Source organism: Rhizobium sp. 01N447_2, assembly GCF_056399245.1.
In genome coordinates, this window is record NZ_JBFTQY010000031.1 from 1 (window position 1) to 26,166 (window position 26,166).

Sequence of the window (26,166 nt, forward strand, 5' to 3'; positions counted from 1 at the left end):
CCCGTTGCCACCAGCTCGGCGGCGGCGAGGTCGTTTGCCATGTAGCGATCGACGTCGAGGCTCGGAACCTTGGTGCGGATCGCGGTGATCGCCTTGCCCAGTTCCGGGCTCGTCGATAGCGGCGCGCGCAGTTCGACGCCTTGGGCGGCGGTCAGCGCCTCGATGCCGATGATGCCGAACAGGTTCTCGGTCATACCGAGCAGCCGGCGGGCGCCATGGCAGGCCATCGAGACATGGTCTTCCTGGTTGGCCGACGTCGGTGTCGAATCGACAGAGGCCGGGTGCGACATCTGCTTGTTTTCGGACATCAGCGCCGCGGACGTCACCTCGGCGATCATCAGGCCCGAGTTCAAGCCCGGCTTCTTGGCGAGGAAGGCCGGCAGGCCGTAGGAGAGGGTCGGATCGACCAGCAGCGCGATGCGACGCTGCGAAATCGCGCCGATCTCGCAGACGGCGAGCGCGATCTGGTCGGCGGCGAAGGCGACGGGTTCGGCGTGGAAATTGCCGCCGGAGACGACGGAATTGTCCGACAGCACCAACGGATTGTCGGTGACCGCATTGGCTTCGATCTCAAGGGTGCGGGCAACCGAGCGCAGCAGGTCGAGACAGGCGCCGTCGACCTGCGGCTGGCAGCGGATGCAATAGGGATCCTGCACGCGCTCGTCGCCCTCGATGTGGCTCTGGCGAATGATGGAGTTTTCGAGCAGCGCGCGAAGCGCGGCTGCCGTGTCGATCTGGCCCTTGTGGCCACGCAATGTGTGAATATCCGGATGGAAGGGCGCCGAAGAGCCCATGGCGGCATCGGTGGACATGGCGCCGGTGATGAGAGCTGCCTGTGCGGCACGATGGGCGCGGAAGAGGCCGGCAAGCGCCAGCGCCGTCGAGGTCTGGGTGCCGTTGATCAGCGCCAGGCCCTCCTTGGCGGCGAGCACGACCGGCTTGAGGCCGGCCCTTTCGAGGGCTTGCGCGCCCGGGAGCCGTTCGCCGGCGAAGAAGGCTTCGGCCTCGCCCATCATCACCGCCGCCATATGGGCAAGGGGCGCAAGATCGCCGGAGGCGCCGACCGAGCCTTTTTCCGGGATCAGCGGAATGACGCCCCTATCCAGCATGCCTTCGATCAGCCGCACCAGCTCCAGCCGCACGCCGGAGGCGCCGCGCCCGAGCGAGACCAGCTTCAGCGCCATGATCAGCCGCACGATATTCTCAGGCAGTGGCGCGCCGACGCCGCAGCAATGCGACAGGATGAGATTGCGCTGCAAGGTGGTCACATCGGCGCTGTCGATCTTGATCGAGGCGAGTTTGCCGAAGCCGGTATTGATGCCGTAGACCGGCGCATTGCCGGCGGCGATCTCGGCGATACGGGCAGCGGCCTTGGCGATCCCGGCATCGAAGGCGGGATCGAGCCTTGCCGGCACACCGGTCCAGTAGATAGTTTCGAGATCCTTGAGCGAGACGGAGCCTGGGTGGAGTGTGATGGTCATCGACCGTTCCTTTCGCCCTTGAAGACGCGTGCGTGAAGCGGATTGAAGCCGATGCGGTAGACGAGCTCGGCGAGGCTTTCGATATTCCAGATGGCGAGATCGGCGGATTTGCCGGCTTCGAGCGTCCCCGTCTTGTCGAGCAGACCGAGGGCGCGGGCGCCTTCGCGGGTGGCGCCGGCGATGCATTCCTCGACGGTGAGGCCGAAAAGTGTGGCCGACATGTTCATGGTGAGCAGCATCGAGGTCAGCGGCGAGGTGCCGGGATTGCAATCGGTGGCGATCGCAATCGGCACGCCTGCCCGCCGCAACGCCTCTACCGGCGGCTTCTGCTTCTCATGGATGGCGTAGAAGGCCCCGGGCAGCAGCACGGCGACGGTGCCGGATGCGGCCATCGCCGCAACGCCATCTTCGTCGAGATATTCGAGGTGATCGGCCGAAAGCGCGCCGTATGATGCGGCGAGCCTGGCGCCGCCAAGATTGGAGAGCTGCTCGGCATGCAGCTTGACCGGCAGGCCGAGCGTCTTTGCCTTGTCGAAGACGCGGGCGATCTCGGCCGTGGAAAAGGCGATGCCCTCGCAAAAGCCGTCGACGGCATCGGCAAGACCGAGATTATGCATGTCGTCGAGACCGGGCAGGACGACATCATCGAGATAATCGCCGTTGCGACCCTTATATTCGAGAGGCGTCGCATGGGCGCCGAGATAGCTGGTGGCGACGCGGACAGGTCTTATATGGCCGAGCAGGCGGGCGCTCTGCAGCATCTTCACTTCGCCGGTTCTGTTCAGCCCGTAACCGGACTTGACCTCGATCGTCGTGACACCTTCGGCAAGCAGCGTGTCAAGCCGCGGCAGAGCCTCGGCGACGAGTTCCTCGACCGACAGCGCATTGGTCGCCTTCACCGAGGAGACGATGCCGCCACCGGCACGGGCGACCTCCTCATAGGTGGCGCCCGCAAGGCGCATTTCGAACTCGCGGGCGCGATTGCCGCCGTGGACGATATGGGTGTGGCAGTCGACGAGGCCGGGCGTAACCCAGCGGCCTTCGAGATCGACGATTTCGGAGTGTTCGATGGCCGATGCCGGCAGGTCGCTTTCGGCGCCGGCAAAGGCGATGCGGCCGTTTTCGACCAGCACGGCGCCCTTTTCGATGATGCCGAGCCCTTCTTTACCAGGCGCCAGCGTGGCCAGCCGCGCATTGCGCCAAAGCACTGGGTGGGCCTCGGCGGAGGAGGCTTCCTCTGAAAAATTGTTCCCGGTCATCAGCTTTGCGCCTTTCCTTATGTCAATAACATGTATATACATAATCGATGGGTGACAAGAGAAATTTTGCGCGCTTTTCTGGAAAAGAAAGATCGGCGACGCGGCAAAAGGAGAGGGAAGGCCATGACCACACTTCACGCAGGCACGGCGCTGACGCCGCAAGGCTGGCAGAAGGATGTGCGGCTGACGCTCAAAGCCGGGCGCATTACGCGGGTCGAAATCGGCACGTCTCCCGAGCCTGGCGACGAACGCCATGCTCTCCTCGTTCCCGCCATGGCGAACCTGCACAGCCATGCCTTCCAGCGGGCGATGGCCGGCCTTGCCGAAGTGCGCGGCCCGGCCAATGACAGCTTCTGGAGCTGGCGCACGGTCATGTACAAATTTGCCCTGGCAATGACGCCTGATCATGTCGAGGCGGTCGCGGCCAAGCTTTATGCGGAAATGCTGGAGGCCGGTTTTTCCCGCGTCGGCGAGTTCCACTATCTCCACCACGACAGAGATGGCAGCGCTTACGCCAATATCGCCGAGCTTGCCGAACGCATCGGCGCGGCAAGCCAAGAGACCGGGATTGGCCTGACGCTGCTGCCGGTCTTTTATGCCCATTCCGGCTTCGGCGGAGCTGCCCCCATCGATGGTCAGCGGCGTTTCATCAATTCGCTCGAAAGCTTCGGAAGGCTGATGGAGGGATGCCGGGCAGTCACCGGCCGGCTCGACGGCGCCGAGCTCGGGGTGGCGCCTCACAGCTTGCGCGCCGCCACCCCGGACGAGCTTGCAAGGCTCGTGCCGATGGCGGGCGATGGTCCCATCCATATCCATGTCGCCGAGCAGGTGAAGGAAGTCGAGGACTGCATCGCCTGGTCCGGCGCGCGGCCTGTGGAATGGCTGCTCGATCACGCGCCTGTGGATGAGCGCTGGTGCCTGATCCACGCGACGCACGTGACCGAGGACGAAACGCGGCGGATGGCGAAAAGCGGCGCGATCGCCGGCCTCTGCCCGATCACCGAAGCCAATCTCGGCGACGGCGCCTTTGCCGCGCCGCTTTTTCTCGAAGAGGGTGGCCGTTATGGCATCGGCTCGGATTCCAACGTGCTGATCTCCGTGCCGGAGGAACTGCGCCAGCTCGAATATTCGCAGCGCCTGGCACTTCGCGCCCGCAACGTCGTCGCCGCACCCGGCGGTTCGACGGCGCTTTCGCTGTTCACACATGCACTTGCCGGCGGCGGCGCCGCGCTGAAGGCGCCGGCAGGCCTCGTTGAGGGCCATTCCGCCGATATCGTCTCACTCGACACCAAAGCTGTTCCCTATCTCACAGGCGACCAGATCCTCGACCATTGGGTGTTTGCCGGCGGCGTTGCCGTCGATTGCGTCTGGGCGCATGGCCACAAGCAAGTGGAGGGCGGACGCCATCTCAGGCGCGATGCCATCGATCGGCGTTTTCTGGCTGTCATGGGCGAATTGCTGGCCGCCTGAAAGAGGGCTTTTCCTGTACAGGCATTCGAATTAGAGCAGTTCCAGCAAAAATGCGTAGTGGTTTTTCGTCCGGATTTTAGTAAAAACAAAGAGATAGCGGGAGACCAATCGGAACGTGGCGATGAACCAAAGCAGGGATCCCACCTTGCATCAGCGCATCCTCAGCGACATCGAGGGCCGTATCGTCTCGGGCGATTGGCCGCCGGGGCACCGCATTCCCTTCGAGGTCGATCTCGCCACGCAGTATGACTGCTCGCGCATGACGGTGAACAAGGTGCTGACCCAGCTCGCCAAGGCCGGCCTGATCGAGCGCCGCAAGAAGTCCGGCAGCTTCGTCACCCAGCCGCAGGCGCAATCGGCTGTTCTCGAAATCCACGATATCAAGGCCGAGGTGCAGTCGCTGAACCTGCCMTATTCCTATGCGGTATCGAAGAAGACGAGCCGCAAGGCCAAGGCAGAAGACAGCCGAAGGCTGGAGCTGCCGGTGGCGTCCTCGGTCGTCGAGGTCGTCTGCATCCACAATGCCGGGATGCGGCCCTTTTGCCTGGAGGAGCGGCTGATCAGCCTTGCGACGGTACCGGAGGCCGCCAATGCCGATTTCCTGACGACGGCGCCGGGACCATGGCTGCTCAACCAGGTGCCGTGGAGCACGGCCGAACACCGGATCCATGCCGTCTCGGCCAATGCCGAAGTGGCCGCCATCCTCGACATTGCGCGCAATACTGCCTGCCTCGTGGTCGAACGCCGCACCTGGAGCGGTGCCGGCCCGGTGACGCATGTGCGCTTCACCTATCCAGGAGATCGGCATGCATTGGTGGCGCGTTTCACGCCGGCGTCGCAATAACGAGCCCGATCCAACCGGCTGGTGCCCGGTGACGAACCTGGTGGATCGGTCGAAACCCCGCCCATGGCTGGCGGTCGGAACTGCTGGGCATGATGGCGGCCGGCAGCATCACCTCCGCCATGTGATCAGCAAGACCCCTAAAAATTAGTGGTGCGTCGTGGAGGGGGCCAAGGTCATGCGTTTCTTCTGCTGGAAGCGCGATCGGCCGCTGTCGGGTGGCTTGCACCTCAAGCTCTGGCTGGGCTGGCTGAATAATGATTGGCCGAAGACCAGCTGACTGCGGTGGTCGTATTGAGGCGAATGGTCGAGCAGAGCGCGATCACGGGCGACCGTTCAAAGCATATTGTGAAGGTGATTTATCGTTCAGGTGGACGGGAAGAGGCGACGGCCGCGGATCGGTCCTCTCTAGCAGCTGATGACTGTTTCGTGTGTGAGACGGACTGTCCAAATTGTTGCTCTATTGGATCAACAATGAACCAGTCATATTCGAGGTCAGGCTAACAAACCCGGAGACATCCCATGACTATTCTCATTGCCGGCGCCACAGGCGATGTAGGCCGCCACCTCTCAACCCCGGGGCCGCTGCTGTCTGCACTGGAAGAGCAGGCGGAGTAGACGCAGCTCGAGAGCGACGAGGGCTACAAAGCGGCMCTGCTGTCGACGCTGAAGCGAGCCGTGAGCCACTCCGAGGGCGGGCTCTGACTATCCCCAAAACAAACCCAACAGGGCGGCCTCCTGAACAGGCGCCCTGCCTGTCAAGAGGACCGTAACAATGACCACGTCTGTTACTGAAACACATCGCGCCGCTGCACCGAAGATTCTGGTCCTCGGTGCGACTGGGCCGACCGGCCGCCACATCGTCAGCCAGGCTGTAAACCGCGGTTATGATGTCACCGTACTGGTGCGCTCGCCGGAAAAAGCCGATCTCAAAGGAGCAAAGCTTGTCGTAGGCGATGCCCGTGATGAGAAAGCCTTGCGTCAGGCGATCAAGGGCCGCGATGCCGTGATCACTGCGCTCGGCACTCCCGCAAGTCCGTTTCGTGAGGTCACCCTACTTTCKACCGCCACTCGGGCGCTTGCGAACGCAATGAAGGCGGAGCAGGTCTCGCGCCTGATCGCTATCACCGGGATGGGCGCGGGCAATAGCGCTGGACACGGCGGCTTCCTTTTCGACAAGCTAATTTTCCCACTGCTTCTGCGCAAAGTCTACGCCGACAAGAACCGCCAGGAGGACGTCATCAAGCGCAGCGATCTCGATTGGACCATCGTCCGTCCTTCGATCCTCAACAGCAAGCCCGGGGGCAACGCGATTCGGACGCTCACAGACCTAAATTCCTTCCATGGTGGTTCGATCTCGCGGGTAGATGTTGCGACGTTCATACTCGATCAGGTCACTAGTGACGCTTGGTTCGGCGGGTCGCCGTTGATTACCTCGTGATGTCGACAGCCACGCAACCGTGTTCCCGCTAACGATTTCCTCAAGGCCGTCCAACGCTTCTTCGCCCGCCGCATGCGGTACACTTCGGCACAAAAGAAGCCCCGCGTTTGCGGGGCTTAGAGTTACTGGAAAGGGGATGACGACACGCAAAAGCTTATCACATCCGCGCTCGAAACCCATTGGGACGAGAAAAGTTCCGAAGAGGGCGAGAAAAACCCGCATAACAAAGCGGGTCAATAAAAGGGGTATTTTCTACAAGCCCGTATGGGGTGGGCTAGGCCAAACAACGGTTCGTCCAAAAGGTTCCTGTGCGCTTCCGCACCAATGCGAAGCACTAATCTGTACTTGTGCAATGTTCGCTTAATAGCGTTCGCGCAAGTCTAGAGAAGAAAAACCCCGCTGGAGCGGGATCAGGAAGGGGGGTGTTTTTTACGGCTAGTGACTTAGCCGCGTTGCAAATTCACTTTGATGATAAATCAGACATTTGCAATAAAATATTACTTTTCGAGACGATGTTTCCACAGATACTTGCTACAAAACTAGGCAATAATCGCACGATTACGCTCTGATGTACAAAGTGACTTCAAGTCGAAAATGGTCTCGAGTATTATTCAACTGGCCGCTCGGCGATATTGCCTAACCCCACGCAACCAACTCTCCTGTGCGCCGGGCGGTCGCACTGACATATCCGAAACGCGCTATTCAATTACTGTCCGTCAATTTCTCCGAAAGCTGATGCAGCAAGGTGTCACGGTTCGGTGAGCTCTGGACCGCATCGACAGCCGCAGCGAGGGCAGATTGCCCGCGACAGCTCTGAATGTCGCAATGATGCTGAGAACACCATTCCGTCAGGGCATCGACCACAACTTCAATATCATGGTCGGAAAGGGAGGTCAGCGCTGGAAACATCTTGGTCGTCCATAGATCTGTGGCCGAGGCTGTTAGACTAGTTTCGGCGATCCAACCTGAACGTCAGATGAAGGGGTAATATGCTCAATCACACCAGTCGTTGCGCCGCTTCGGGATCCAGAAGGGCGGTGGCTATTGGAGGCTCTGCAACACGAGCATCAAGGCTGCCGGCTGAGCTCAGGCGCTTTTTCCCGTTACGCGAGAAGCCAGGCGGCACGTAAGCCGCCTGGTGACGAAAACCGAAACAGGCACTATTCCACCGTAAACGTTCCGGCCCCCTTGGAGTATTTCTTACCTCCAAGCGAATTGATCGTTGCACATTTTTCCTTACCGAACTTCTCGCACATCTTATTTTCTTTGATGCTCCATGTCCCCTTGTAGGTGGCCTTGTCCTCGTCGACAGTCGCTTCAATCGTTCCGTCTGGTTTATAAGTTGTGACGCCCGATTGCGTCTTGGACTTCCAGTGAATTGGGTGGCCTACCAACTCGCTTTTCAACTGCTCCGCCGTCATGGTTGCGGCATATGCACCAGATGCGAAGGCTAGCATAATGAGGCCAGAAACCGTGATCGCTTTCATCGTTCACTTCCTTCTCCGTAAGCGAAGATTGTAACCGCGTTAGAGCACGGCGAACATCTATCCAAAATGCTTATCTCGACATTCAAACCTGCTGGCGTCCGCCCGTTCCACGAGCGCGGGGGTGGCTCACCAGTTAAACGCACCAGTCATTCCGCTTCTTCGGGCTCCAGGTGCGCGCGAAACCCTCCCGAAGCAGCTCCTTGCCAATCACTTCACCGATCTCTTGCCAGTCGGCCCGCAAATATCAACCAGCGGCCGGCGGGTCGCTGCTCAAATCCGTTAGCTGAGATCTAGAAGGTGTTCCAATTCGGCGAACGGAGAATAGAATAGCCATTTGGGATTGCAGTAGTGATCCTGATCCGTATAGCCACCAAGGGCAAACCCGTATCTTTGGTCATCGTGGGAGGTTCGTGTCGTCCGCCCACACGTTCTGTGAGTCGATTTTTCGCCGTAAACCTTACGCAAATGATCCGATCGCCATCGCTTAGCGCTAATACGTTCGATATGGCCGCGTCGCTGATTTCACGTTCATTGTGATACATCTTGCGTGCATATTCGATGATAGCCGATCGTTCGGCTGCGTCGAAACCATACTCACTGAAGAAGGTGACGGCCCAAAGCGCACTTTCGGTCTGCACGGCGAAATGACATGATCTCATAGCTGCCTTCTTTGTGGGCAGAAGACAGTACGTCGGCGAAGGTCGGTCGATTCGCAAATCTGCGAGTCTCTCCAGCTAAAGATGCCATCACGGCTCCGGGGTCACCGCGAGACATGGCCGAACACGATGTTGGCGCCGCGGTGACCGCAAGCTCCGTCACGCGTCCTACAAGGGACTGCGCGAGGTGCATGACAATGCGGCGGTTGATTAGATCGACGAGCGTTCAGCGGGCAAAGAATGCCAGAAGGCGGGGTATGATGCTGAGCTTTACTGGGATGCCGATTGTTTTTTTGCCGAGCTTTGTAAGCCGCCAACCGGTCACGTAACTCCACCCGCCACCGGGACTACGAATGGTGACGAGGCCAAGATCGCAGGCGCGATTTACAATGGTCTTGTCGTAATCTTCCCATTCCCCGTCAGTCATGAGACAGCAGAAATCCTCTTCCTTCGCTGTCATATATAGAAGTTGAATAACTTCTTCGTCAGGTGACGCTATGGCRGCCGCAGAGGACATGCCTGCGCTATTTATTATGTTCATGAATCTCCCCCACCCCAAGTAATTAGCTACAGCCCATGCGAGAAACCTGCGCAAGCACTATTTCTGGACTTTTGTGACATTGGTTACCAAGTGCGCGGTTGTTCAGCAGGTGTTTGAATTTCCGAGATGAAGCGCATCCGCGACGCTGTCTTCGGAACCGGCATCTTGGTGAGCTTAGCATTCATCTGAGGTGTGGCAGGGTGTGGCAACCGCCCTTGATTTCCAATGAAAATATTTCAGTGTGACTACGCTTCGCATTCCAGGTCGGCTATTTCATCGGTCAAGGTGAGCCCATGGCCGCTTAGAACCTCAGCAACATTGTCGAGCAGCATCGCCAATTAAGGGTCGCTGCCGAAAAGTTGCGCCTGCTTAGCTTTCAACTTCCCGATATAGAAATTGTGCATATGCAGTGACCCTGTCATCTCCGCTAGGCTTGGCATGCTGATGCTCCATCTCAAGAGCGTCATCTGCCTGCAACCAAAGCTGGTCGCCGAGATCGAGTACAGGGCGTGGACGGGCGACCGTAAGTTGCGGTACGCCTCATGCAAGGGGCTGCGGGAAGTGCAGGATAACGCTACGGTCTACGAGCTGGATTAATTTCCCAACCCCTACCGTCCGCAATCGGCTCAAGGTTTGATAATTCCGATCAGATCTACGAAGTCCCGCTTAATGAAGAACAAGGACAAGGCCGCTGCTTATCATAGCTTCACTCACGGCGATGGCGCAGCCTGCACAGTACCATATACAACATCGCAGGTGTTTTCATTCGTCGAACATCTTGCCGCTGCGCGCTTCCAGCCGGTAGCGGTGGCCGGGATAGACGAGACGGGCGGTCGAGACCACCTGTTTTGCCGACCATGTGCGCCGGCGGATCGTCAGGCACGGTTCGGTCTTCATGATGGTCAGCAGCTTGCATTCCCAGGCCTGCGGCATCGCCGCCTCGACAACGTGCTCGGAGCCGCTGAGCGGGGCTGCGGCCGTCAGATAAGCGTTCGGCGTCAGCGTCGAAAAATCCTGGTCGAGATATTCGGGGGCGGCCTCCGGATGGACGAAGCGGTCCTCGATCTGCACGGGAACACCGTTTTCGCTGTGGACGATCAGCGAGTGGAAAACCGCAGCGCCGATTGGCAGTTCGAGCGCATCAGCAACCTCGGGAGAGGCGGTTTCCCGGGCGAGAACGACGACGGAGGCCTCGTGGACATGGCCGCGTTCGGCGATTTCCTCGGCGATGTTGCGGACCTCGAACAGCGCCGAATAGCCCTTGCGCTCGGCAACGAAGGAGCCGACGCCCTGGATGCGGACAAGTTCGCCCTCGTTGGCAAGTTCGCGCAGCGCCCGGTTGGCGGTCATCTTGCTGACGCCCAACTCGACGACCAGCTCGTTTTCGGAGGGTACCCGGTATTTCGGCGGCCACTCGCCGCTCTGGATGCGGTCGAGGATCACCTGCTTGACGCCGGCATAGAGCGGGGTGCTATCATTCTGCGCCAGTTCGCGCTTCATCTCGCCGGGACGCTTCATTGCCTATTCCTTTTGCACGAATGGAATTCGCTACATAATTCGACTTTCCTCTTGCATATCACAAAATATCTCATATGGTACCATATACAACCTCCCAATCGGTCCTAAGCAGAAATAGGACAGGAAAGGGCAAGCCGGCGAAGATCGGCCCTGGTGCCGCAAGGTCTGTTCAACTCCAGAGGAGAATTCACAAATGAAATTCAGCGCAATCCTGCTTTGTGGCGTGGCGGCTTTTTCCGCCTTCGCCGCGCCTGCCTTTTCCAAAGACTGGACGAAGGCGACCATTACACTCGAAGGCGCCTATGCGCCCTGGAACCTCACCAATGCCGACGGCACGCTCGGCGGCTTCGAACCGGAACTCGCCAAGGTGCTGTGCGAGCGCGCCAAGATCGAATGCACGCTGGTCGCCTCCGATTGGGACGGCATGATCCCGGCGCTCAACGCCGGCAAGTTCGACGTCATCATGGATGCGCTGTCGATCACCGAAGAGCGCAAGCAGGTCATCGACTTCACCATTCCCTATGCCGCCACCCCTGCAGCCTTCGCCACCGCCAAGGACAGCCCGCTGGCAAAGGCCGCCGGCACCGGCGCCACGATCAAGATGACGCCCGGCCAGACCGGCGTGAAGGAAATCGACGCGCTGAAGGCGGCCTTCAAGGGCAAGACGATCGGCATCCAGGCGGCGACCGTCTATGCCAAGTTCGTCTATGACAATTTCGGCGATATTGCCGAGATCCGCGAATACAAGACCGGTGCCGACCGCGACCTCGACCTGCAGAACGGCCGCATCGACCTCGGCTTCGACGACGCCGTCTATTTCGCCAATGCCTTCGCCTCCGCCAACGGCGCGCTCGACTTCACCGGCCCCGAGATCATCGGTCCGATCTGGGGCGAGGGCGAAGGCCTGGGTGTCCGCAAGGCCGATACGGACCTGCGCGACAAGTTCAGCGAAGCGATCAAGTCCGCGCTCGCCGACGGCACCGTCAAGAACCTCTCGATGAAGTGGTTCAAGGTCGACGTCAGCCCGCAATAAGCGTTTCGGCCTTTCGGCCGCAAACACCGGTCTCCGGCTTTATCGCCGGAGACCGCATGCTATTGTCAATCCGCAAAACACTGCCACGGACGGGGAACGGACGATATGGCAAGCTTGGAACTTCTCGGCTTCGGCTCGACGGGATGGGGTGCGCTGCTCATTGCCGCCGCCTTGATGACGCTGGCTGTCACGGCGACGGCGCTGGCGATCGGCGCGGTGCTGGGCGCGATCGTTGCGGCCGCGAAACTCTCCGGCAATCTTGTCCTTGTCACGCTCGGCAACGTCTACACGACCGTGTTTCGCGGCGTGCCCGAACTGCTGATCATCTATCTCATCTATTTCGGCGGCTCGTCGGCCGTCACCTCGATCGGCCAGGCCATGGGTTACGAAGGTTTCCTCGGCTTGCCCTCCTTTGTCGCCGGCGCGCTTGCCGTCGGCATCATCTCCGGCGCCTACCAGGCGGAGGTGTTCCGCGGCTCTTTTCTCGCTATCTCCAAGGGCGAGCTCGAGGCCGCCTCGGCGATCGGCATGCATCGCGGCATGCGCCTTCGCCGCATCATCATGCCGCAGGTGTTTCGCCTCGCCATTCCCGGCCTCGGTAACGTCTGGCAGCTCAGCCTCAAGGATTCGGCGCTGATCTCCGTCACCGGTCTTGCCGAGCTGATGCGCACCAGCCAGGTGGCGGCGGGCTCGACCCGGCAATATTTCCTGTTCTTCATCGCCGGCGGCTGCCTCTATCTGCTCCTGACCAGCCTGTCGGACCGCATCTTCAACGGGGCGGAGCGCCGCGCCAATCGCAGCATGCCGGCATCCGCCATGGGCCAGGCGTAAGGAGGCGACAATGGATTTCACCTTCATCGCCTCGACCATGGTCACCCTGCTCAAGGCCGTACCGACGACGCTCATCCTGTTTTCCCTGTCGATCGTCTCCGGCGGCCTGCTGGCGCTTGTCATCGTCTGGATGCGGACCAGCGGCAACAAGGTGCTTTCGAGCTTCGCCAAAGGCTATATCTTCGTCTTCCGCGGCTCGCCGCTTCTGATCCAGATGTTCCTGGTATTCTACGGCCTCGGCCAGTTCGGCGTCATCCGCTATTCCTTCCTCTGGCCGTTCCTGCGTGAGCCGATGGTCTGCGCCGTGCTGTCGCTGGCGCTCTGCACCGCCGGCTACACGGCGGAGATCTTCCGTGGCGGCATTCGCGCCGTCTCGCCGAAGGAGATCGAAGCGGCGCGCTCGATCGGCATGTCCGGCTTCCTGCTGGTGCGCCGTATCCTGGCGCCGATCGCCTTTCGCCACGCGCTGCCGGCCTATTCCACCGAGATCGTGCTGATGATGAAGTCGACGGCGCTCGCAAGCCTCGTCACCGTCTGGGAGGTCACCGGCGTCGCCCAGCGGCTGATCTCGCAGACCTACCGCACGATGGAAGTCTTTCTCTGTGCGGCGATCATCTATCTCGTCCTCAACTTCATCATCCTGCAGGGCATGGCTCTGCTCGAATATTCGCTGTCCCGACATCGCCGCGCCATTCCGCAGGCGCTGAAGGCATAGTCGATCTTTGACCCGATTGGAGCACCCATGCCAGGCGTAACCCGACTATCGGTCCGCAATATCCGCAAGAGCTTCGGCACGCACGAAGTATTGCGCGGCATTTCCCTCGATGCGGAAGACGGCGATGTGATMTCGCTGCTCGGTGCCTCCGGCTCCGGCAAGTCGACCTTTCTGCGCTGTATCAACCTGCTCGAAACCGCAAGCGACGGCGAGATCTTTGTCGACGGCGAACAGATCCGCATGGTGCACAAGGGCGGCACGAGCAAGCCGGCCAGCCAGAAACAGGTGGACCACATCCGCTCCGAACTCGGCATGGTGTTCCAGTCCTTCAATCTCTGGTCACATATGACGATCCTGCAGAACGTCATCGAAGGGCCGATCCACGTACTCAAGCGACCGCGCGCCGACTGCATCGCCGAGGCCGAAGCGCTGCTCGAAAAGGTCGGCATCGCCGATAAGCGCCATGCTTATCCCGCCCATCTCTCCGGTGGCCAGCAGCAGCGTGCCGCAATCGCCCGTGCGCTGGCGATGAAGCCGAAGGTGATGCTCTTCGACGAACCGACCTCGGCGCTTGATCCGGAGCTTGTCGGCGAAGTGCTGCGCGTCATGCGCGCGCTGGCCGAGGAGGGCATGACCATGCTCGTCGTCACCCATGAGATGAGCTTTGCCCGCAACGTCTCGAACCGCGTCGTCTTCATGCGCGAAGGGCTGATCGAAAGCAGCGGCAAGCCCGACGAAATGTTTACCGGCGGCGCGACACCCGCGTTTCGCCAGTTCATCGGCCATTTCGGAAGCGGTCAATGACAATCACCATCGAGTCCGTGCTGACCTGGCGCGATGTCGCGCGCGTCGGGGCAGGGGAAGCGCTTGTGCTGTCGCCGGCCGCCTCAGCGCGCGTCGAGCAGGCAAGCCGCATCGTTGCGCGCATCGTCGAGACAGGCGTGCGCGCCTATGGCGTCAACACCGGCGTCGGGGCACTGGCCGATACGGTGGTCGATCGTGCCTCGCAGAGCCTGTTGTCGCGCAGCATCGTGCTCAGCCATGCCTGCGGCGTCGGGCCATTGCTGGCCGCCCGTGAGGTGCGCGCCATCATCGCCGCACAGATTGCCAATTTCGCCCATGGTCATTCCGGCGTGCGGCGCGAGATCGTCCAGCAGCTTGCGGCCATGCTGGAACATGATTGCATTCCCGACGTGCCATCCAAGGGCTCTGCCGGCTACCTCGTCCACAACGCCCATATCGCGCTTGTTCTGATCGGCGAAGGCAGCGCTCACCTCGACGGCCGTCGTATGAGCGGTCGCGAGGCGCTTGCTGCAATCGGCCTCGAGCCGCTGGTGCTTGGCGCCAAGGAGGGCTTGAGCCTTGTCAACGGCACGGCCTGCGCCACCGGCCTGACCGCTGTAGCGCTTTTGCGCGCCGAGCGGCTGCTCGACTGGGCCGATGCGATCGCAGCACTGACGCTGGAAGCGGCGGGCTGCCAGATTGCCGCCTTCGATGAGGCGGTGCTGGCGCTGCGCCCATCGGCGGGGATCGAGAAAGTGGGTGCGAGCCTGCGCGCGCGGCTTCAAGGCAGCGGCCTTGTCGCCGCCGCCTTCGGCCGGCGCACGCAGGATGCGCTCAGCCTTCGTTCGGTGCCGCACGCCCATGGTGCCGCCCGCGACGTCTTCGACAATTCCGCCCGCATCGCCGATCAGGAACTTGCTTCGGTGACGGACAATCCGGCTGTCTCAGGCACGCCGGAACATCCGATCGTCTCTTCCGAGGCGCATGCGGTTGCCCCGGCGCTCGGGCAGGCGGCCGATAGCCTGGCGATTGCGCTCGCACAGATCGGCGCGATCAGCGAGCGGCGCATGGACCGGCTCGTCAATCCGCTGGTGAGCGGCCTGCCGCCCTTTTTGGCGAGCGATGCCGGCAGCCATTCCGGCTTCATGATTGCCCAATATACTGCTGCCGCGCTCAGCAACGAGAACCGCCGCCTTGCCGCACCCGCGGCCATGGACGGCGGGCTGACCTCGGGCCTGCAGGAAGATTTCCTCGCACACCCGACGGCTGCCGCAGGCAAGCTGCTCGCCGTCATCGACAACGCCGAATATATTCTGGCGATCGAGCTGATGGCTGCTGCCCAGGCGCATGATTTCCTGGTGGCGACGGCGCCGCGGGCGGCAGGCACGGACCTGGTCTATAAGGCAGTGCGGGAACATGTTTCCCATTATGGCGACGAACGGCCGCTCAACGGCGATATCGAAGCCGTGCGCAGCCTGATCCGTGATACTGCGCCGCCGCCGATTGGTTGAGTTGGAGACGGCTGTCAGAACGGCTTGCTGGTTTCGGAATTCTGCTTTGGCTTTTCGCCGGCCTCGAGACGTTTGAGGCACTGGAGATAAGTCGGGTAGAGCTGATCCACGCGCGAGAGCGGCAGCGTCCAGTCGCCTTCGTCACCGGCAAAGGTTAGCTGCACGTCAGGCATTCCGGCAAAGGAATTCTTGATGATCTTCTTCAGTCCGCCGCTGCCCTTGCTGGCCGGACCCCAGAGGCGAAGCGTGTTCTTGTCGAAGAATTCGGCGGCGACCACTTTCGTCGTCGTACGGTTGGTCAGCGTCACCTCGGTCTTGGTTTTGGCCGGAATGTCCCACGTGTTCTTTGAAACCAGCCAGAACGTCTCGGTCGCGCTCTGGCGGAATTCCATGGTCTTGCCGATCTCGCTGTCCCACAGCAGGCGGCAATAGGGATGCGGGCTCTCGCTCGCAAAGCCGACCGACCATTGTCTCGCGCCGCCCATCCATTCGGTCTCGCCGAAGGCGGAGGCCGGCTGCAGGACCGCTGCCATCAGAAGCATCACTGTCGGAATTTTCATCGCCAACATCATCTCCAACGCAATCGGCTCTAGCGATAGCAAAAGAAGGTTGAGCTTTTGCTACTACAGCCGCCGCGCGCGTCGCCGACTGCGGATTCACTTCGGGAAGAGGAACGTGACCGCGACGCGGAAGCCCAGTCCTTCCGGGCCATTGTCTGGAGCCGCCGCCCAATATCGTAAGCCCGCCGTCAGGCTGATTGGCTGCTTGTCGATGGTGATCAGCTTTGCGACTGCGAAGTTGATCGGCACCGACCAGTCGTTCGTTTCCCAGTTATATGTCGACTCCGTATTCAGCGAGAACGTCCAGGCGTCCTTGGTCGTGTAGGAGAGGAACGGCTGGAGGAACGTCGAACTCACATCCTCCCGGTCGCTTTGACCAGCGAACGACCAGATGTGGTTCCCGAGAAAGCCGTAAGTCCAGGGGCCGTCCTGCTTAAGGACGACCGCTGTCGGACCCGCACCCCACTTGCCGCTTCCGAGGAGCTCGTCCGTCGCCGTCGGCAGCAGGAAAACAGGGCCAACGCCCCAGACGATGCCGCTCTCGGTCGGCTTGGACGGCGAGAAGAAGAAGCTTTGCGTGATGTCGCCCAAACCGAACTGCGTTCCCGACGGTCCGGCAATGTCGTTCTGCCATGTGACGGGCAGGATGGTACGCGAGATGACGTTCCAGTCCTCGTTTATCTTGAAGGGAACGACCGGCTGAATGTTCAGCGTCGCCTTGTCGCCGTCGTCTGGACCATAGCCGTGATCGTAGTTGAACTGGAACGGCACGCTGATGAGCGAGGCTATTGGATTGGAAAGCTTCTTCGCCAAGTCTTCACTCGACTGGGCGGCTGCCGTCCCTGTCCAGACACCGAGCGGCGCGACAACCAGTACTACCCAAGAAGCGACTTTCTTCATCAATGCCTCCATGATCCGATTGAACCCAGCCCGCAAGGCAGGCTTCCTCCGAAATGAAACGATATCCCCGGGATCGATCCTGTTGGATACCGAACTGCGAGCCGCTGTCACGGCGGCTCTCTGCTTCCTGGGGAGGTCGTTGTTCCGGCTCCTCGAGGACACCAGGTGTTCAAAAGGCGAGCATACTGGAAGGATAATTGCCAACAGTACGAAGTTCGCCGGTCCGCCCGTTAGAACCGGATGGCGACTCCGATAATCGGCCCCTGCTGGACGACGTCGAAGACGAACCCGTCATTATCGTAGTTGACGCCGAGTGCACGATATCCGGCGACCGCTGAGATGGTGTCGTTGAACTTGTAGCCGAGGCCCAGCGCCACATCCCAGTCGATATCGGCGCCGCCGGCGCCCAGCAGGCCCCACCCCGTGACATAGATTTCCGGCGTGAAGAAGTAGTTTCCTCGGACGCCGGCGACGGCATCGACCCATGTGGCGCTGTCTTCGACATCCACTCCGGCCAGAATGCCGCCATTGAACGAGATCTCGGTTTTGGCCGACCAGACCCTCATGCCACCGACCACGTCGAGGTGGCCATTTTGATCTTCGAGCACGGCGTAACCGACTCCAAGAAATCCCGCGAAGGTCTTCGACGTCACATCGACGCTCTCGGCAAGGATACCGGCAGGTGTGTCGGCGTCGGCACCCAGCTTGGTATAGATCACGTCACCCACGATGCTGAAGCGATCGTATCTTGCTTCGCCTGCCGCCATGAAAGCGAAGTCGAGGTTATTGAGGATATCGCCGAAATCCGCGTCGATATGAACTTCCGGCAGCCCAAACTGCGCAATATCGCCGGATATGCCGGCAGCCCAGAAATATGGCGCGAAGGTGAATTGCCAGCCGCTCTGGCTCTCGACTGTTTTTGCTTCCGGCGTGAGCGGCGTGATATCGGCGGCGTTGCCGGCCGACGCCGCGCAAATGCCCGCCACCAACAGAATGGCACGCAAGTATATGGCTTTCATGAGAATCCCCCGATCTCGTTTCGCCTCGGCACTGCTGTCCCGAGTCGGTACTGTGCAGCGAGAAGTAGATTTCGACAAGCTCAAATACCTATTTTTCGTTGATCGCCTGCTTCAACTGCCCAATGAGGCCTGAAATCTGCTGGTCCTGTGGCCTCAGTCGCGCCAGATCCTCGGCGTATCTCAGCGCCTCCGGCAAGCGTCGAAGCTTGAGACTGTATTGGAGCGCCAGGCCGATCATATCGGCGTCTTCGCCCGTGACCCAGCCACCAAGCCTGTCCAGGGCCTCTCCCGTCCGGCCAGCCGAATCGAGAGCGACGGCAAAGGTCGACTTGTAGCGGGAGTTTTGCGGATCCAGCCGCACCGCTTCTTGGAGTTCCGTGATAGCCTCGGCTAATGCCTGCTTGCGCACCAGAGACAGCGCATGTCCGTAACGCAGATCCGCTTGGTCGGGCGCCATGGCGATTGCTTCGGCATAGGTCTGCTCCGACTTGTCGGTCTGGCCGGAGGCGCGGTAGAACTCGGCCAGATTGATGCGCATTGCCTCCAATGTCGGGTCGAGCGAAATCGCTCGCCGGAAGGCGGCTTCGGCCTCGCCCGTACGCTGTCGGGCAAACAGGAAGACGCCATAATTGCTTTGTGTTTCCGCGACGTCGGCATTCGTTTCGACATAGGCGCGCAGGTCCGCGACGGCGGCTTCGAAATTGCCGCGCTGATTGCCGAAGAGCTCGGGAGGGGTGCTGGCGAGTGCGTTGGCGGCAGCAACGCGCACCGCGCGCGTCGCATCGCCGAGCAGGGGGCCGATCGCCTCCAGCCTCTGCTCCGGCGCAATATTGCCTGCGGCTTCCGCAGCGCCGAGCCTGATGAGCGGATCTGCATCGGTTGCGGCCGTTCGAATGTCGGTGGCGACATCCACACCGCTAATCCCACTCAGTGCGGCGATGGCGCTGCCCCTGACAATTCCTGCTTGGCTCTGGTCACTGACAAGGGCGCGCAGAGCCTCCACTGCGGCCTGATCGCCGTTCGCAGCTCCGGCGAAGGCATGAGCGATCGACGGGCGTTTGCGCCATTGCGTTCCATACCATCCGTCCATTGTTTCGGCTGCCCAATCATCGGTTCTGCCGACATGACAGGTCGTGCACTCATTCGGCGTTCCAAGGGTTGCCGACAGATCGGGCCGAGGAATGACGAAGGAGTGGTCGCGGCGCGGATCGACCTTCATATAGGTGCGTTCCGGCATGTGGCAGTTGGCGCATTGCGCCCCGGTCGAACCGGCCTGATGGTGGGTATGCGCGGGAGTGTCGAACAGCCCACTCGGATCCTGGTTGACGAAGCGCTCCGGCTTCGTCTCAGCGTGACATTGCGTGCACAACGCGTTGCCCTCGGCCTTCAGGCCGGCATCGTGCGGCCGATGACAATCGAGACAGGTCACGCCCGCCCTTGCCATCTTGCTTTGCTGAAACGAGCCATATTCGAAGACCTCGTCGAGTATCTGCCCGTCCGGGAAATAAAGATCTTGCCGAAGCAGGGCAGGGGAGAAATAGTCGAGAAAGGGCTTACCCGGCTGATAGCCGTCCAGCAGCCTGCTGCGCCTCGCATGGCAGGCAAAACAGATGCCCGCATCGACTTTCGGCACACCTATATCCGGTTTGACGGAGGACGAAACATTGCCCGATTGCGCCAGAGCAGCGTGCTTCGCGCCTGGGCCGTGACAGGACTGACAGCCGATGCTGGTGGCGACGTAGGTCGACTTGTATTCGTTCGTCTGCGGTTGAAACTTCGCCTGGGGATCGGTCGAATGACAATCGATGCAGGTGCGGTTCCAGCGGTAGAAAGGACCTGTCCAATGATAAGTGGAGCCCGGTTTGGCCGGGGTGCCGTTGCCGAGCCAGAACCATTGCCGTTTCGCCGTATCCCACGCGATATCGAGAGCCTGCAGCCGTCCGCCTCCGATGTCGACGAGGTATTGCTGCAGGGGTTCGTAGGCGAAGGTATATTTGACTTCGAACTCGGCTTGGCCGCCGTCCGCTCCCTCGGTGTCGACGAAGAAACGGCCATCGCGACGGGTAAAGGTCGTGACGACGCCGTCATGGTCGAACCGGGTGTTGTTGAAATCGCCGCGCACCGTTTCGTCGTCGGCCAACGCCATGGCCTTCGTATGGTGAGACTTTGAAAAAGCCGCGGCCTGATCGGCGTGGCAGGATGCGCACGTCCTTTCGTCCACGAAACCCTCATGGATCGATATCTGCGGGTCCGCCCCGGATGTCGAAATGTCGTCGGTGGCAAGGCTGCGCCCGGCAGGCGCGAGCAACAGGAAAAGCAGGACGGCTATTCGTCCCACTGCTGCTGACTGAAGAGATGCTGCCACTCAATCGCTCCTGTAGAGGTTTGAGAAGGTCGGGCCGCCATGGTTCAAACCTCTGGCGTGAGGCGCAATCCTAATCCTTGAACACTTGTTTCCAATCAGCCTTCATATCGACGACGGTCCAGCCGGCGATGGCGGCCGCATCGAGCGCCTTGTCGAGGCGACCGAATTCGGTATCGCGGTCGTAGGCGTATTCACGGTCCGAATCGGTGTGATGGATCAACACGCCGAGCCTGGCAGGTGCACCCGCCATGGTCGTCCATTGCAGCATTTGGAGATCTCCGTCGGAGTTGCCGAAGGCGGCAATCGGCCGCCGACCGATCTGCTGATTGATCCCGACGGGCTTGCCGGCCTTGTCGTCGATGAAATTGACTTCGGGAAGCCGATAGAGGGTCGGCGTGTCGTCCTGCATTCTGAATTCGGTCTTGATCGACGAGCCGATAACCTGCTCGGGCGGGACGCCATAGACTTTTTCTGCCCATGGCCGCATGAACTCGATGCCTCCGCCTGAAACGATGAAGGTCTTGAAACCGTTGGCGCGGAGATAGGCGAGAAGCTCGACCATCGGCTGATAGACGAGTTCTGTGTAAGGCCGCTTGAATTTTGGGTCACGTGCTGACGCCAGCCAATCGGTCACGATCTTCTGGAAATCGTTGCTGGTCATTCCGGCATGCGTGGTCATGATGAGCTCGACGAGGCCCTTTTCTCCCGACGCCGCGAGCGCCGTCATGTCGCCTTCGAGCACGGCCTTGAACGGCTGCGTTTCCTTCCATTCTGGATGCTGCGGAGCAAGCAACTTCACTCGGTCGAGAGCGAATGCGAGCTGCGTATAGATCGGATGTTCGACCCACAGGGTTCCATCATTGTCGAAAACGGCGATGCGTTCCGGTTCCGGAACGAATTCGGGCGATCCTTGCCCAGTTACCTTATCGACGAAAGAAACGATGGCTGCCTTCGAGGCCGTGTCGTTCCATGAGGGCAGCGGATCGCTTTGAGCGTACGCGGAAGCAACAAAGAGTAGAGCCGCAGTAACAGCCAACGTTCCGCCGCGGGCCGATTTGATGAAATCTTGAAACGCGAACATTGGATGGCCTCCAAATTGCTGGTGCGAAAGTCATATAGCCACGCTTGGAAGACGGCGGCTCTGGTTGGATCCAGGCCGCCGTGCAACAATCAGTTGCCGGTCGGCATAGGAATGCTCACGCCTTCCTTTGCCAACGATTCTCGGATCCATTGAAAACGACTGTAATCCGATAGCGTGATKGGACCGTTGTAGGTCAGGCTCTGGGGCTTGCGAGGTGGGTATTCCACGTAGGTGGCCATGATCTTCTTCAATTCCTCGCCCATGACCACGCCCATCCAGGTCCGCTCCGTGAAGTTGTTCATGAAAATGTCGTAGCGTTCCTGCGGGTCCTGCCACAGATCAAACACTTGGGGCACCGTGGCGACATACTTCTCCTCACCCTTCCAGCCGAGATTGGTGTCGACCGCCAGCCCGCCCGTCGCGGCTCCGTCATCGCCGCGGATATTGAACGCGAACTTGTAGTTGTTGACGCGTATCGCACCGGGCGAGAGCTCGTTTTCGGTAAAGTAGAACCATGACTTACGTTCCGATTTACCGGTTCCGAGCAGGATCGGCGACATGTCGTAGCTATCGAAGATGATCGGCTTATCTTCGCGATCCTTGTCGGGAAGCGGAACCGCGCCGACTGCGGCGAATGTCGCCATCAGATCGAGACCACCGACGATGTCGTGATTTTTGGTGCGGGGTTTGATCTTTCCCGGCCAGACCGCAATCGCAGGAACACGGTTGCCGCCCTCTCGCAGGGTGCCTTTGGTTCCGCGGAACGGGGTGTATCCGGCGTCCGGATAGACGTCCTGCCACGCCCCATTATCGGTGGTGTAGAAAACCAGCGTGTTGCGGTCCATTCCGGTTTCCCGCAATTTGTCCATGATTCGGCCAATGCGAGTGTCGAGTTCCACAATCGAGTCCGCATACTTCGACTTCGACAGCGACTTGTGCTCGAACTCCGGGGCCGGCATGTTCGGTTGGTGGACCTTCATGAAGTTCACGTTGATGAAGAAGGGCTCGTCCGGCGCTTTGGCAGCCTCGTCAAGAAAGCCCAGTGCCGCTTTCTCTACGTAGCTGTCGAAGAACGGAATGCCGACAACGCCTTCCTTACCGTCGATCACGGGTGTGTCGACATATTGCCCGTTGACCTTGAATTCTTCGGTCACTGGTCCTCCTGCCTTGCCGGACAAAGCCCCCTTGGTCACCTTCTGGAACATCTCCCGCAGCTTCGGATCCATGTCCGGAAACCAGGTGGGATCGGCATAGGTATAGGCATTCAAGTGGTAAAGGCCGGTGTACCGCATCTCATCATAGCCTTGCGCAGTCGGCATGGCGTAATCCGCTTCGCCGAGATGCCACTTGCCGGTGAAGTAGGTGTGATAGCCACCACGTTTCAGGACGGATGCTAGCGTCCATTCGGCCGCGGGCAAGCCACCGCCCTGGCCCTGAAAGGCAACTGTCGTCATGCCGCTGCGGTTGGGTATTCGCCCCGTCTGCATGGCCGCACGGCCGGGCGTGCAGCTCGGCTGGGCGTAGAAGGAGAAGAAGGTCATGCCGTCTTCAGCCAGTTTGTCGATGTTCGGGGTCGGCATCCCACGACCTTCACCCCCGCCATAGGGGCCGAGATCTCCGTAGCCGGTATCATCCGAAACGATGAACAGGATGTTGGGTTTTCGTTGGGAGTCCTGCGCTTGCAGGGGCGAGGCCGCACACCAGAGAATGGTGGAAGAAGCCAGTGCTCCGATGCAGCGGATAAGGATTCTGCCGTTCATTTCAAATCCCTCCGTTGACGTTCTTGAACGACGGAGCCGCTCGCGGCAAAGGCTGCGATTGCAGGCGTCGATTCAACTAAGACTGCTTTGAAAATGAAGAACCTGCTGGAGCTGCCTCCGGCAGGGTTGCGAAGCCGGCCACATCTCTGCCCCGGCCCGCTGAACTTTAGCGAATTCTGCCTTCGCCCGATATTGTACTTTAGGGAATCTCTTCATGCGGTGGCAATCGACAGTAGTAATGCGCAGATGACGCCGCAGCGAGAAGCTGTTATTGTCGGCCCGGCTTTGGGGGGAAAGCGGATGGGCTTGGGCGGATGGTCAGGTCGATTGTGCTGCACTGCCTTTTTGTTGGCGGTTGTCGCCATAAGTCTGTCCAGTCGCCATGCCTCAGCCTCCGACACCTCGATTGCCAACCGGGTTCCCCGGGTCCTCGTTCTTTATCCCTATGATGAGAGGATCGCGGCGACGACTGCTGCCGGAGAGGCGCTGCGGAGCCGACTGCTGGAGGCGACAAACGGCAAGATCGACTTGTTTTCAGAGTTCCTGGATCTTTCGCGATTTCCGGAAGGCGACCATGTCGCGCGCATGGCACGATATCTGGGCGAGAAGTACGCGCCGCGCCACCCGGATGTGGTCGTGGCCCTCGGCAAGGAATCGGCGAGCTTCGTAGCCGCGAACCGCGGCACGATCGCTCCTGGCGCAAAGATCGTCGCCGCCGGTTTCGGCACAGCCACCGCCGAGAAGATCGAATTGCCGGATGACGTGATCGGAGCCTTCACGACATTCGACATTCTGAAGACGGCCGAGATGGCCCGCAGCCTGCAACCCGATGCCCGCCACCTCTACATTCTCGGCGGTTCATCCGACTTCGACCGCGGATGGCTGGCGACGGCCCGCGCGGCTCTCGAGCAGTTCTCGAAATCCTACGAGACGACCTATCTGGAAGACCTGACGATCGACGAGTTCGTCGAGCGGGCATCCCGTGTGCCGCCCGACAGCATCATCCTGGCATTGACGGTCTTTAAGGATCGGGCGGGGCGCAACTTCATTCCGCGCGATGCGATCGGACAGATCGCAGCGACCGCCAGCGCGCCTGTCTACGGCCCCTATCAGACATACATCGATCATGGGGTCGTCGGCGGCAATACCGTCACATTTGAAGCGCTGGGCCGGACCGTCGGCGACCTCGTCATCGATGCGATTGCCGGTAAGCAGGTCTCGGATCTCGAAGCGCCACAGACCTATGTCGCCGATGCCCGGCAACTCCAGCGCTGGGGGCTCGCCGAAAAGGATCTGCCGCCGGGCACGATCCAGATGCATAAGGAGAGGAGCCTCTTGGCGGAACATTGGGTCGTGTTGTTGGCGGGGGGTGGCCTCGTGCTGGCGCAGGCCAGCATCATCTCGGTGCTTCTGCTCGAGCGGAGGCGCCGCCGCCACGCCGAGCGCAGCTCGCGTCTGCACCTGCTCGAAGCCGTCCATCTCAACCAGTCAGCGACAGCTGGAGCATTGTCCTCGTCGATTGCCCACGAACTGAACCAGCCCCTCTCGGCCATTCGAAACAATGCCGAGGCAGCGTCTATGCTGCTTCGAAGCGAGAAGCCGGACCACGAACTGATCCAGCAGATCCTTCTCGACATCCAGGAAGACGATCAGCGCGCAGGTGATATTATCAGCCGGATGAGAGGATTGCTCAAGAAGAGAGACGAGATCGATTGGCAGGAGTTCGACCTCAACGATGTCACGTCGAGCGCGATCCACATCATTCACGGCGAGGCGGAACGCCGCGGAATCAAGCTGACATCAACCCAGCTACCCGGCAAATTGCCTGTACGTGCCGACAAGGTTCACGTGCAGCAGGTCATCCTCAATCTGGCGACCAACGCGATGGATTCCATGCTGGATGCCCTCCCGGCCGGGAGAACGCTCACCTTTGCAACGGGACTGGCGAACGAGAAGGTGGAGCTGCGGGTCTCAGACACCGGCGACGGCATTCCCGAGGAGAGACTGAACAGCATCTTCGAGCCATTCTACACAACCAAACAAGCGGGTACGGGGCTCGGTCTCTCGATAGCCCGCGCCATTGTTGAGACTTATGGCGGCACCATCCGTGCCGACAATCGACCGGAAGGCGGCGCGGTCTTTCGGGTGGCCTTGCCGCTCGCCCGCAGGCCGGAGCAATCGAGATGAAACCGGTCATCCATATTGTCGATGACGACAAATCCTACCGGACGGCGACCGCAAGGCTGCTTGCCGCACATGGTCTCAAGGTCGAAGCCTATGAATCCGGAGACCAGTTTCTCGCCGGCCTTTCCGCTTGCGAGCCGGGCTGTGTTCTCCTCGACCTTCAGATGCCCGGCCAATCCGGCCTGCAGATCCAACGCCGGCTGTGCGAGCTGGCGCCTCTACTGCCGGTCGTGTTCCTCACGGGGGAAGGAGACATAAAGGCAAGCGTTGAGGCGATGAAGGCGGGCGCCAAGGATTTTCTGGAAAAGAGTTCGACCGCTGCGGCATTGATGGAGGCGATCGATCGGGCGCTCATTCAATATGAAAGACAGCTGGCCGAACACGACCGCCTTCAGGCCCAGCGCACGCTGGTGGCGGGCCTCAGTCCGCGCGAGACCGAAGTGTTCCGGTTCCTCATTCGCGGCCGTCTCAACAAGCAGGTCGCTTATGCTCTCGGCATCTCCGAGCGGACGGTGAAGGTGCATCGCCATCAGGTCATGGAAAAGCTCGGCGTACGCTCGCTGGCCGAGGCTGTGTCGATCGCCGCAAATATCGGCCTCATCGACCAGGATACGGCATCACCGGTGGGGTAATCGGCTCCTTCCCCTAAGGACAATATCAATCGACCTCCAAGCGGCCTAATTTGATCGGCAACCGTTAATCTCTCAAATGTTCGAAAGAGGGGGCATGA

22 protein-coding genes and 1 pseudogene are annotated in these 26,166 nt (G+C 60.5%); 11 read left to right on the forward strand and 12 right to left on the reverse strand.

Annotation, left to right across the window (positions count from 1 at the left end):
• Both hutH and hutI read right to left on the reverse strand, forming a co-directional pair.
• The coding region (hutH, locus tag AC1ECN_RS20820) for a histidine ammonia-lyase (RefSeq protein ID WP_477953978.1) at nucleotides 1–1,481 on the reverse strand (1,481 nt) is incomplete at its 3' end.
• On the reverse strand, nucleotides 1,478–2,740 hold the full coding sequence (hutI, locus tag AC1ECN_RS20825) for an imidazolonepropionase (protein ID WP_130674097.1): 1,263 nt from the start codon (nucleotides 2,738–2,740) through the stop codon (nucleotides 1,478–1,480). The genes hutI and hutH, both read right to left, overlap by 4 nt.
• 123 nt (nucleotides 2,741–2,863) lie before the next feature.
• On the opposite strand from hutI, the gene AC1ECN_RS20830 reads away from it, so the two are divergent.
• The 3 genes from AC1ECN_RS20830 to AC1ECN_RS20840 all read left to right on the forward strand — a co-directional run bounded on the left by AC1ECN_RS20830 (nucleotide 2,864) and on the right by AC1ECN_RS20840 (nucleotide 6,492).
• Nucleotides 2,864–4,210: a formimidoylglutamate deiminase gene (locus tag AC1ECN_RS20830; protein WP_130674096.1), complete on the forward strand. Its 1,347-nt coding sequence runs from the start codon at nucleotides 2,864–2,866 to the stop codon at nucleotides 4,208–4,210.
• Between the two features lie 121 nt (nucleotides 4,211–4,331).
• Nucleotides 4,332–5,054, forward strand: coding sequence for a histidine utilization repressor (gene hutC, locus AC1ECN_RS20835; protein ID WP_018069845.1), 723 nt, complete (start codon nucleotides 4,332–4,334; stop codon nucleotides 5,052–5,054).
• Between the two features lie 772 nt (nucleotides 5,055–5,826).
• Nucleotides 5,827–6,492: an NAD(P)-dependent oxidoreductase gene (locus AC1ECN_RS20840; RefSeq protein WP_130674095.1), complete on the forward strand. Its 666-nt coding sequence runs from the start codon at nucleotides 5,827–5,829 to the stop codon at nucleotides 6,490–6,492.
• Nucleotides 6,493–7,194: 702 nt separating this feature from the next.
• Here AC1ECN_RS20840 and AC1ECN_RS20845 read toward each other — a convergent pair.
• From AC1ECN_RS20845 to AC1ECN_RS20855, 3 genes are all read right to left on the reverse strand, one after another.
• Nucleotides 7,195–7,401 (reverse strand): hypothetical protein, encoded by a 207-nt coding sequence (locus tag AC1ECN_RS20845; RefSeq protein ID WP_018069849.1) that lies wholly within the window; start codon nucleotides 7,399–7,401, stop codon nucleotides 7,195–7,197.
• 251 nt (nucleotides 7,402–7,652) lie between these two features.
• Nucleotides 7,653–7,979: a hypothetical protein gene (locus AC1ECN_RS20850; RefSeq protein WP_130674094.1), complete on the reverse strand. Its 327-nt coding sequence runs from the start codon at nucleotides 7,977–7,979 to the stop codon at nucleotides 7,653–7,655.
• 882 nt (nucleotides 7,980–8,861) lie between these two features.
• Nucleotides 8,862–9,176: a hypothetical protein gene (locus tag AC1ECN_RS20855; RefSeq protein ID WP_018069852.1), complete on the reverse strand. Its 315-nt coding sequence runs from the start codon at nucleotides 9,174–9,176 to the stop codon at nucleotides 8,862–8,864.
• A gap of 474 nt (nucleotides 9,177–9,650) precedes the next feature.
• On the opposite strand from AC1ECN_RS20855, the pseudogene AC1ECN_RS20860 reads away from it, so the two are divergent.
• Nucleotides 9,651–9,773: pseudogene (locus AC1ECN_RS20860) on the forward strand (ATP dependent DNA ligase); the annotation flags it as partial.
• A 165-nt stretch (nucleotides 9,774–9,938) separates the two neighbouring features.
• On the opposite strand, the gene hutC (AC1ECN_RS20865) reads toward AC1ECN_RS20860, so the two are convergent.
• Nucleotides 9,939–10,694: a histidine utilization repressor gene (gene hutC / locus AC1ECN_RS20865; protein ID WP_018069853.1), complete on the reverse strand. Its 756-nt coding sequence runs from the start codon at nucleotides 10,692–10,694 to the stop codon at nucleotides 9,939–9,941.
• A gap of 193 nt (nucleotides 10,695–10,887) precedes the next feature.
• Between hutC (AC1ECN_RS20865) and AC1ECN_RS20870 the strand changes: the two genes are divergently transcribed.
• From AC1ECN_RS20870 to AC1ECN_RS20890, 5 genes are all read left to right on the forward strand, one after another.
• On the forward strand, nucleotides 10,888–11,727 hold the full coding sequence (locus tag AC1ECN_RS20870; RefSeq protein ID WP_018069854.1) for a transporter substrate-binding domain-containing protein: 840 nt from the start codon (nucleotides 10,888–10,890) through the stop codon (nucleotides 11,725–11,727).
• Nucleotides 11,728–11,832: 105 nt separating this feature from the next.
• Complete coding sequence (locus AC1ECN_RS20875; protein WP_018069855.1) at nucleotides 11,833–12,558, forward strand: ABC transporter permease; 726 nt, start codon at nucleotides 11,833–11,835, stop codon at nucleotides 12,556–12,558.
• Between the two features lie 10 nt (nucleotides 12,559–12,568).
• Nucleotides 12,569–13,273, forward strand: coding sequence for an ABC transporter permease (locus AC1ECN_RS20880; protein ID WP_018069856.1), 705 nt, complete (start codon nucleotides 12,569–12,571; stop codon nucleotides 13,271–13,273).
• Between the two features lie 27 nt (nucleotides 13,274–13,300).
• A complete protein-coding gene (locus AC1ECN_RS20885; protein ID WP_018482978.1) occupies nucleotides 13,301–14,077 on the forward strand; it encodes an ABC transporter ATP-binding protein in 777 nt (258 codons plus the stop codon).
• The gene (locus tag AC1ECN_RS20890) at nucleotides 14,074–15,567 is read left to right on the forward strand and encodes an HAL/PAL/TAL family ammonia-lyase (protein ID WP_130674092.1); all 1,494 of its coding nucleotides are present in this window, start codon (nucleotides 14,074–14,076) and stop codon (nucleotides 15,565–15,567) included. Before AC1ECN_RS20885 ends, AC1ECN_RS20890 begins: the two co-directional genes overlap by 4 nt.
• A gap of 14 nt (nucleotides 15,568–15,581) precedes the next feature.
• On the opposite strand, the gene AC1ECN_RS20895 is transcribed toward AC1ECN_RS20890, so the two are convergent.
• From AC1ECN_RS20895 to AC1ECN_RS20920, 6 genes are all read right to left on the reverse strand, one after another.
• Nucleotides 15,582–16,127, reverse strand: coding sequence for a hypothetical protein (locus tag AC1ECN_RS20895; RefSeq protein WP_130674091.1), 546 nt, complete (start codon nucleotides 16,125–16,127; stop codon nucleotides 15,582–15,584).
• A gap of 96 nt (nucleotides 16,128–16,223) precedes the next feature.
• Nucleotides 16,224–17,027: a transporter gene (locus tag AC1ECN_RS20900; RefSeq protein WP_392397990.1), complete on the reverse strand. Its 804-nt coding sequence runs from the start codon at nucleotides 17,025–17,027 to the stop codon at nucleotides 16,224–16,226.
• A gap of 230 nt (nucleotides 17,028–17,257) precedes the next feature.
• Nucleotides 17,258–18,046, reverse strand: coding sequence for a hypothetical protein (locus AC1ECN_RS20905; RefSeq protein ID WP_024319893.1), 789 nt, complete (start codon nucleotides 18,044–18,046; stop codon nucleotides 17,258–17,260).
• A gap of 88 nt (nucleotides 18,047–18,134) precedes the next feature.
• The gene (locus AC1ECN_RS20910) at nucleotides 18,135–20,411 is read right to left on the reverse strand and encodes a tetratricopeptide repeat protein (RefSeq protein WP_130674090.1); all 2,277 of its coding nucleotides are present in this window, start codon (nucleotides 20,409–20,411) and stop codon (nucleotides 18,135–18,137) included.
• A gap of 70 nt (nucleotides 20,412–20,481) precedes the next feature.
• On the reverse strand, nucleotides 20,482–21,492 hold the full coding sequence (locus AC1ECN_RS20915) for an HAD family hydrolase (protein WP_130663415.1): 1,011 nt from the start codon (nucleotides 21,490–21,492) through the stop codon (nucleotides 20,482–20,484).
• 89 nt (nucleotides 21,493–21,581) lie between these two features.
• Nucleotides 21,582–23,252 (reverse strand): arylsulfatase, encoded by a 1,671-nt coding sequence (locus AC1ECN_RS20920; protein WP_024319896.1) that lies wholly within the window; start codon nucleotides 23,250–23,252, stop codon nucleotides 21,582–21,584.
• A gap of 300 nt (nucleotides 23,253–23,552) precedes the next feature.
• Here AC1ECN_RS20920 and AC1ECN_RS20925 point away from each other — a divergent pair, with 300 nt between their 5' ends.
• On the forward strand, nucleotides 23,553–25,439 hold the full coding sequence (locus tag AC1ECN_RS20925; RefSeq protein WP_024319897.1) for a sensor histidine kinase: 1,887 nt from the start codon (nucleotides 23,553–23,555) through the stop codon (nucleotides 25,437–25,439).
• Complete coding sequence (locus tag AC1ECN_RS20930; protein ID WP_024319898.1) at nucleotides 25,436–26,068, forward strand: response regulator transcription factor; 633 nt, start codon at nucleotides 25,436–25,438, stop codon at nucleotides 26,066–26,068. Before AC1ECN_RS20925 ends, AC1ECN_RS20930 begins: the two co-directional genes overlap by 4 nt.
• Nucleotides 26,069–26,166 lie beyond the last annotated feature (98 nt).

Excerpts from the sequence above, each read along its gene's own strand:
- hutC (WP_018069853.1), bottom strand. The coding sequence starts at position 10,694 with ATGAAGCGTCCCGGCGAGATGAAGCGCGAACTGGCGCAGAATGATAGC.
- AC1ECN_RS20830 (WP_130674096.1), top strand. The coding sequence starts at position 2,864 with ATGACCACACTTCACGCAGGCACGGCGCTGACGCCGCAAGGCTGGCAG.
- AC1ECN_RS20875 (WP_018069855.1), top strand. The coding sequence starts at position 11,833 with ATGGCAAGCTTGGAACTTCTCGGCTTCGGCTCGACGGGATGGGGTGCG.
- AC1ECN_RS20895 (WP_130674091.1), bottom strand. The coding sequence starts at position 16,127 with ATGAAAATTCCGACAGTGATGCTTCTGATGGCAGCGGTCCTGCAGCCG.
- AC1ECN_RS20880 (WP_018069856.1), top strand. The coding sequence starts at position 12,569 with ATGGATTTCACCTTCATCGCCTCGACCATGGTCACCCTGCTCAAGGCC.
- AC1ECN_RS20905 (WP_024319893.1), bottom strand. The coding sequence starts at position 18,046 with ATGAAAGCCATATACTTGCGTGCCATTCTGTTGGTGGCGGGCATTTGC.
- AC1ECN_RS20850 (WP_130674094.1), bottom strand. The coding sequence starts at position 7,979 with ATGAAAGCGATCACGGTTTCTGGCCTCATTATGCTAGCCTTCGCATCT.
- AC1ECN_RS20845 (WP_018069849.1), bottom strand. The coding sequence starts at position 7,401 with ATGTTTCCAGCGCTGACCTCCCTTTCCGACCATGATATTGAAGTTGTG.
- AC1ECN_RS20900 (WP_392397990.1), bottom strand. The coding sequence starts at position 17,027 with ATGAAGAAAGTCGCTTCTTGGGTAGTACTGGTTGTCGCGCCGCTCGGT.
- AC1ECN_RS20925 (WP_024319897.1), top strand. The coding sequence starts at position 23,553 with ATGGGCTTGGGCGGATGGTCAGGTCGATTGTGCTGCACTGCCTTTTTG.
- AC1ECN_RS20890 (WP_130674092.1), top strand. The coding sequence starts at position 14,074 with ATGACAATCACCATCGAGTCCGTGCTGACCTGGCGCGATGTCGCGCGC.
- AC1ECN_RS20870 (WP_018069854.1), top strand. The coding sequence starts at position 10,888 with ATGAAATTCAGCGCAATCCTGCTTTGTGGCGTGGCGGCTTTTTCCGCC.
- AC1ECN_RS20915 (WP_130663415.1), bottom strand. The coding sequence starts at position 21,492 with ATGTTCGCGTTTCAAGATTTCATCAAATCGGCCCGCGGCGGAACGTTG.
- hutI (WP_130674097.1), bottom strand. The coding sequence starts at position 2,740 with ATGACCGGGAACAATTTTTCAGAGGAAGCCTCCTCCGCCGAGGCCCAC.
- AC1ECN_RS20930 (WP_024319898.1), top strand. The coding sequence starts at position 25,436 with ATGAAACCGGTCATCCATATTGTCGATGACGACAAATCCTACCGGACG.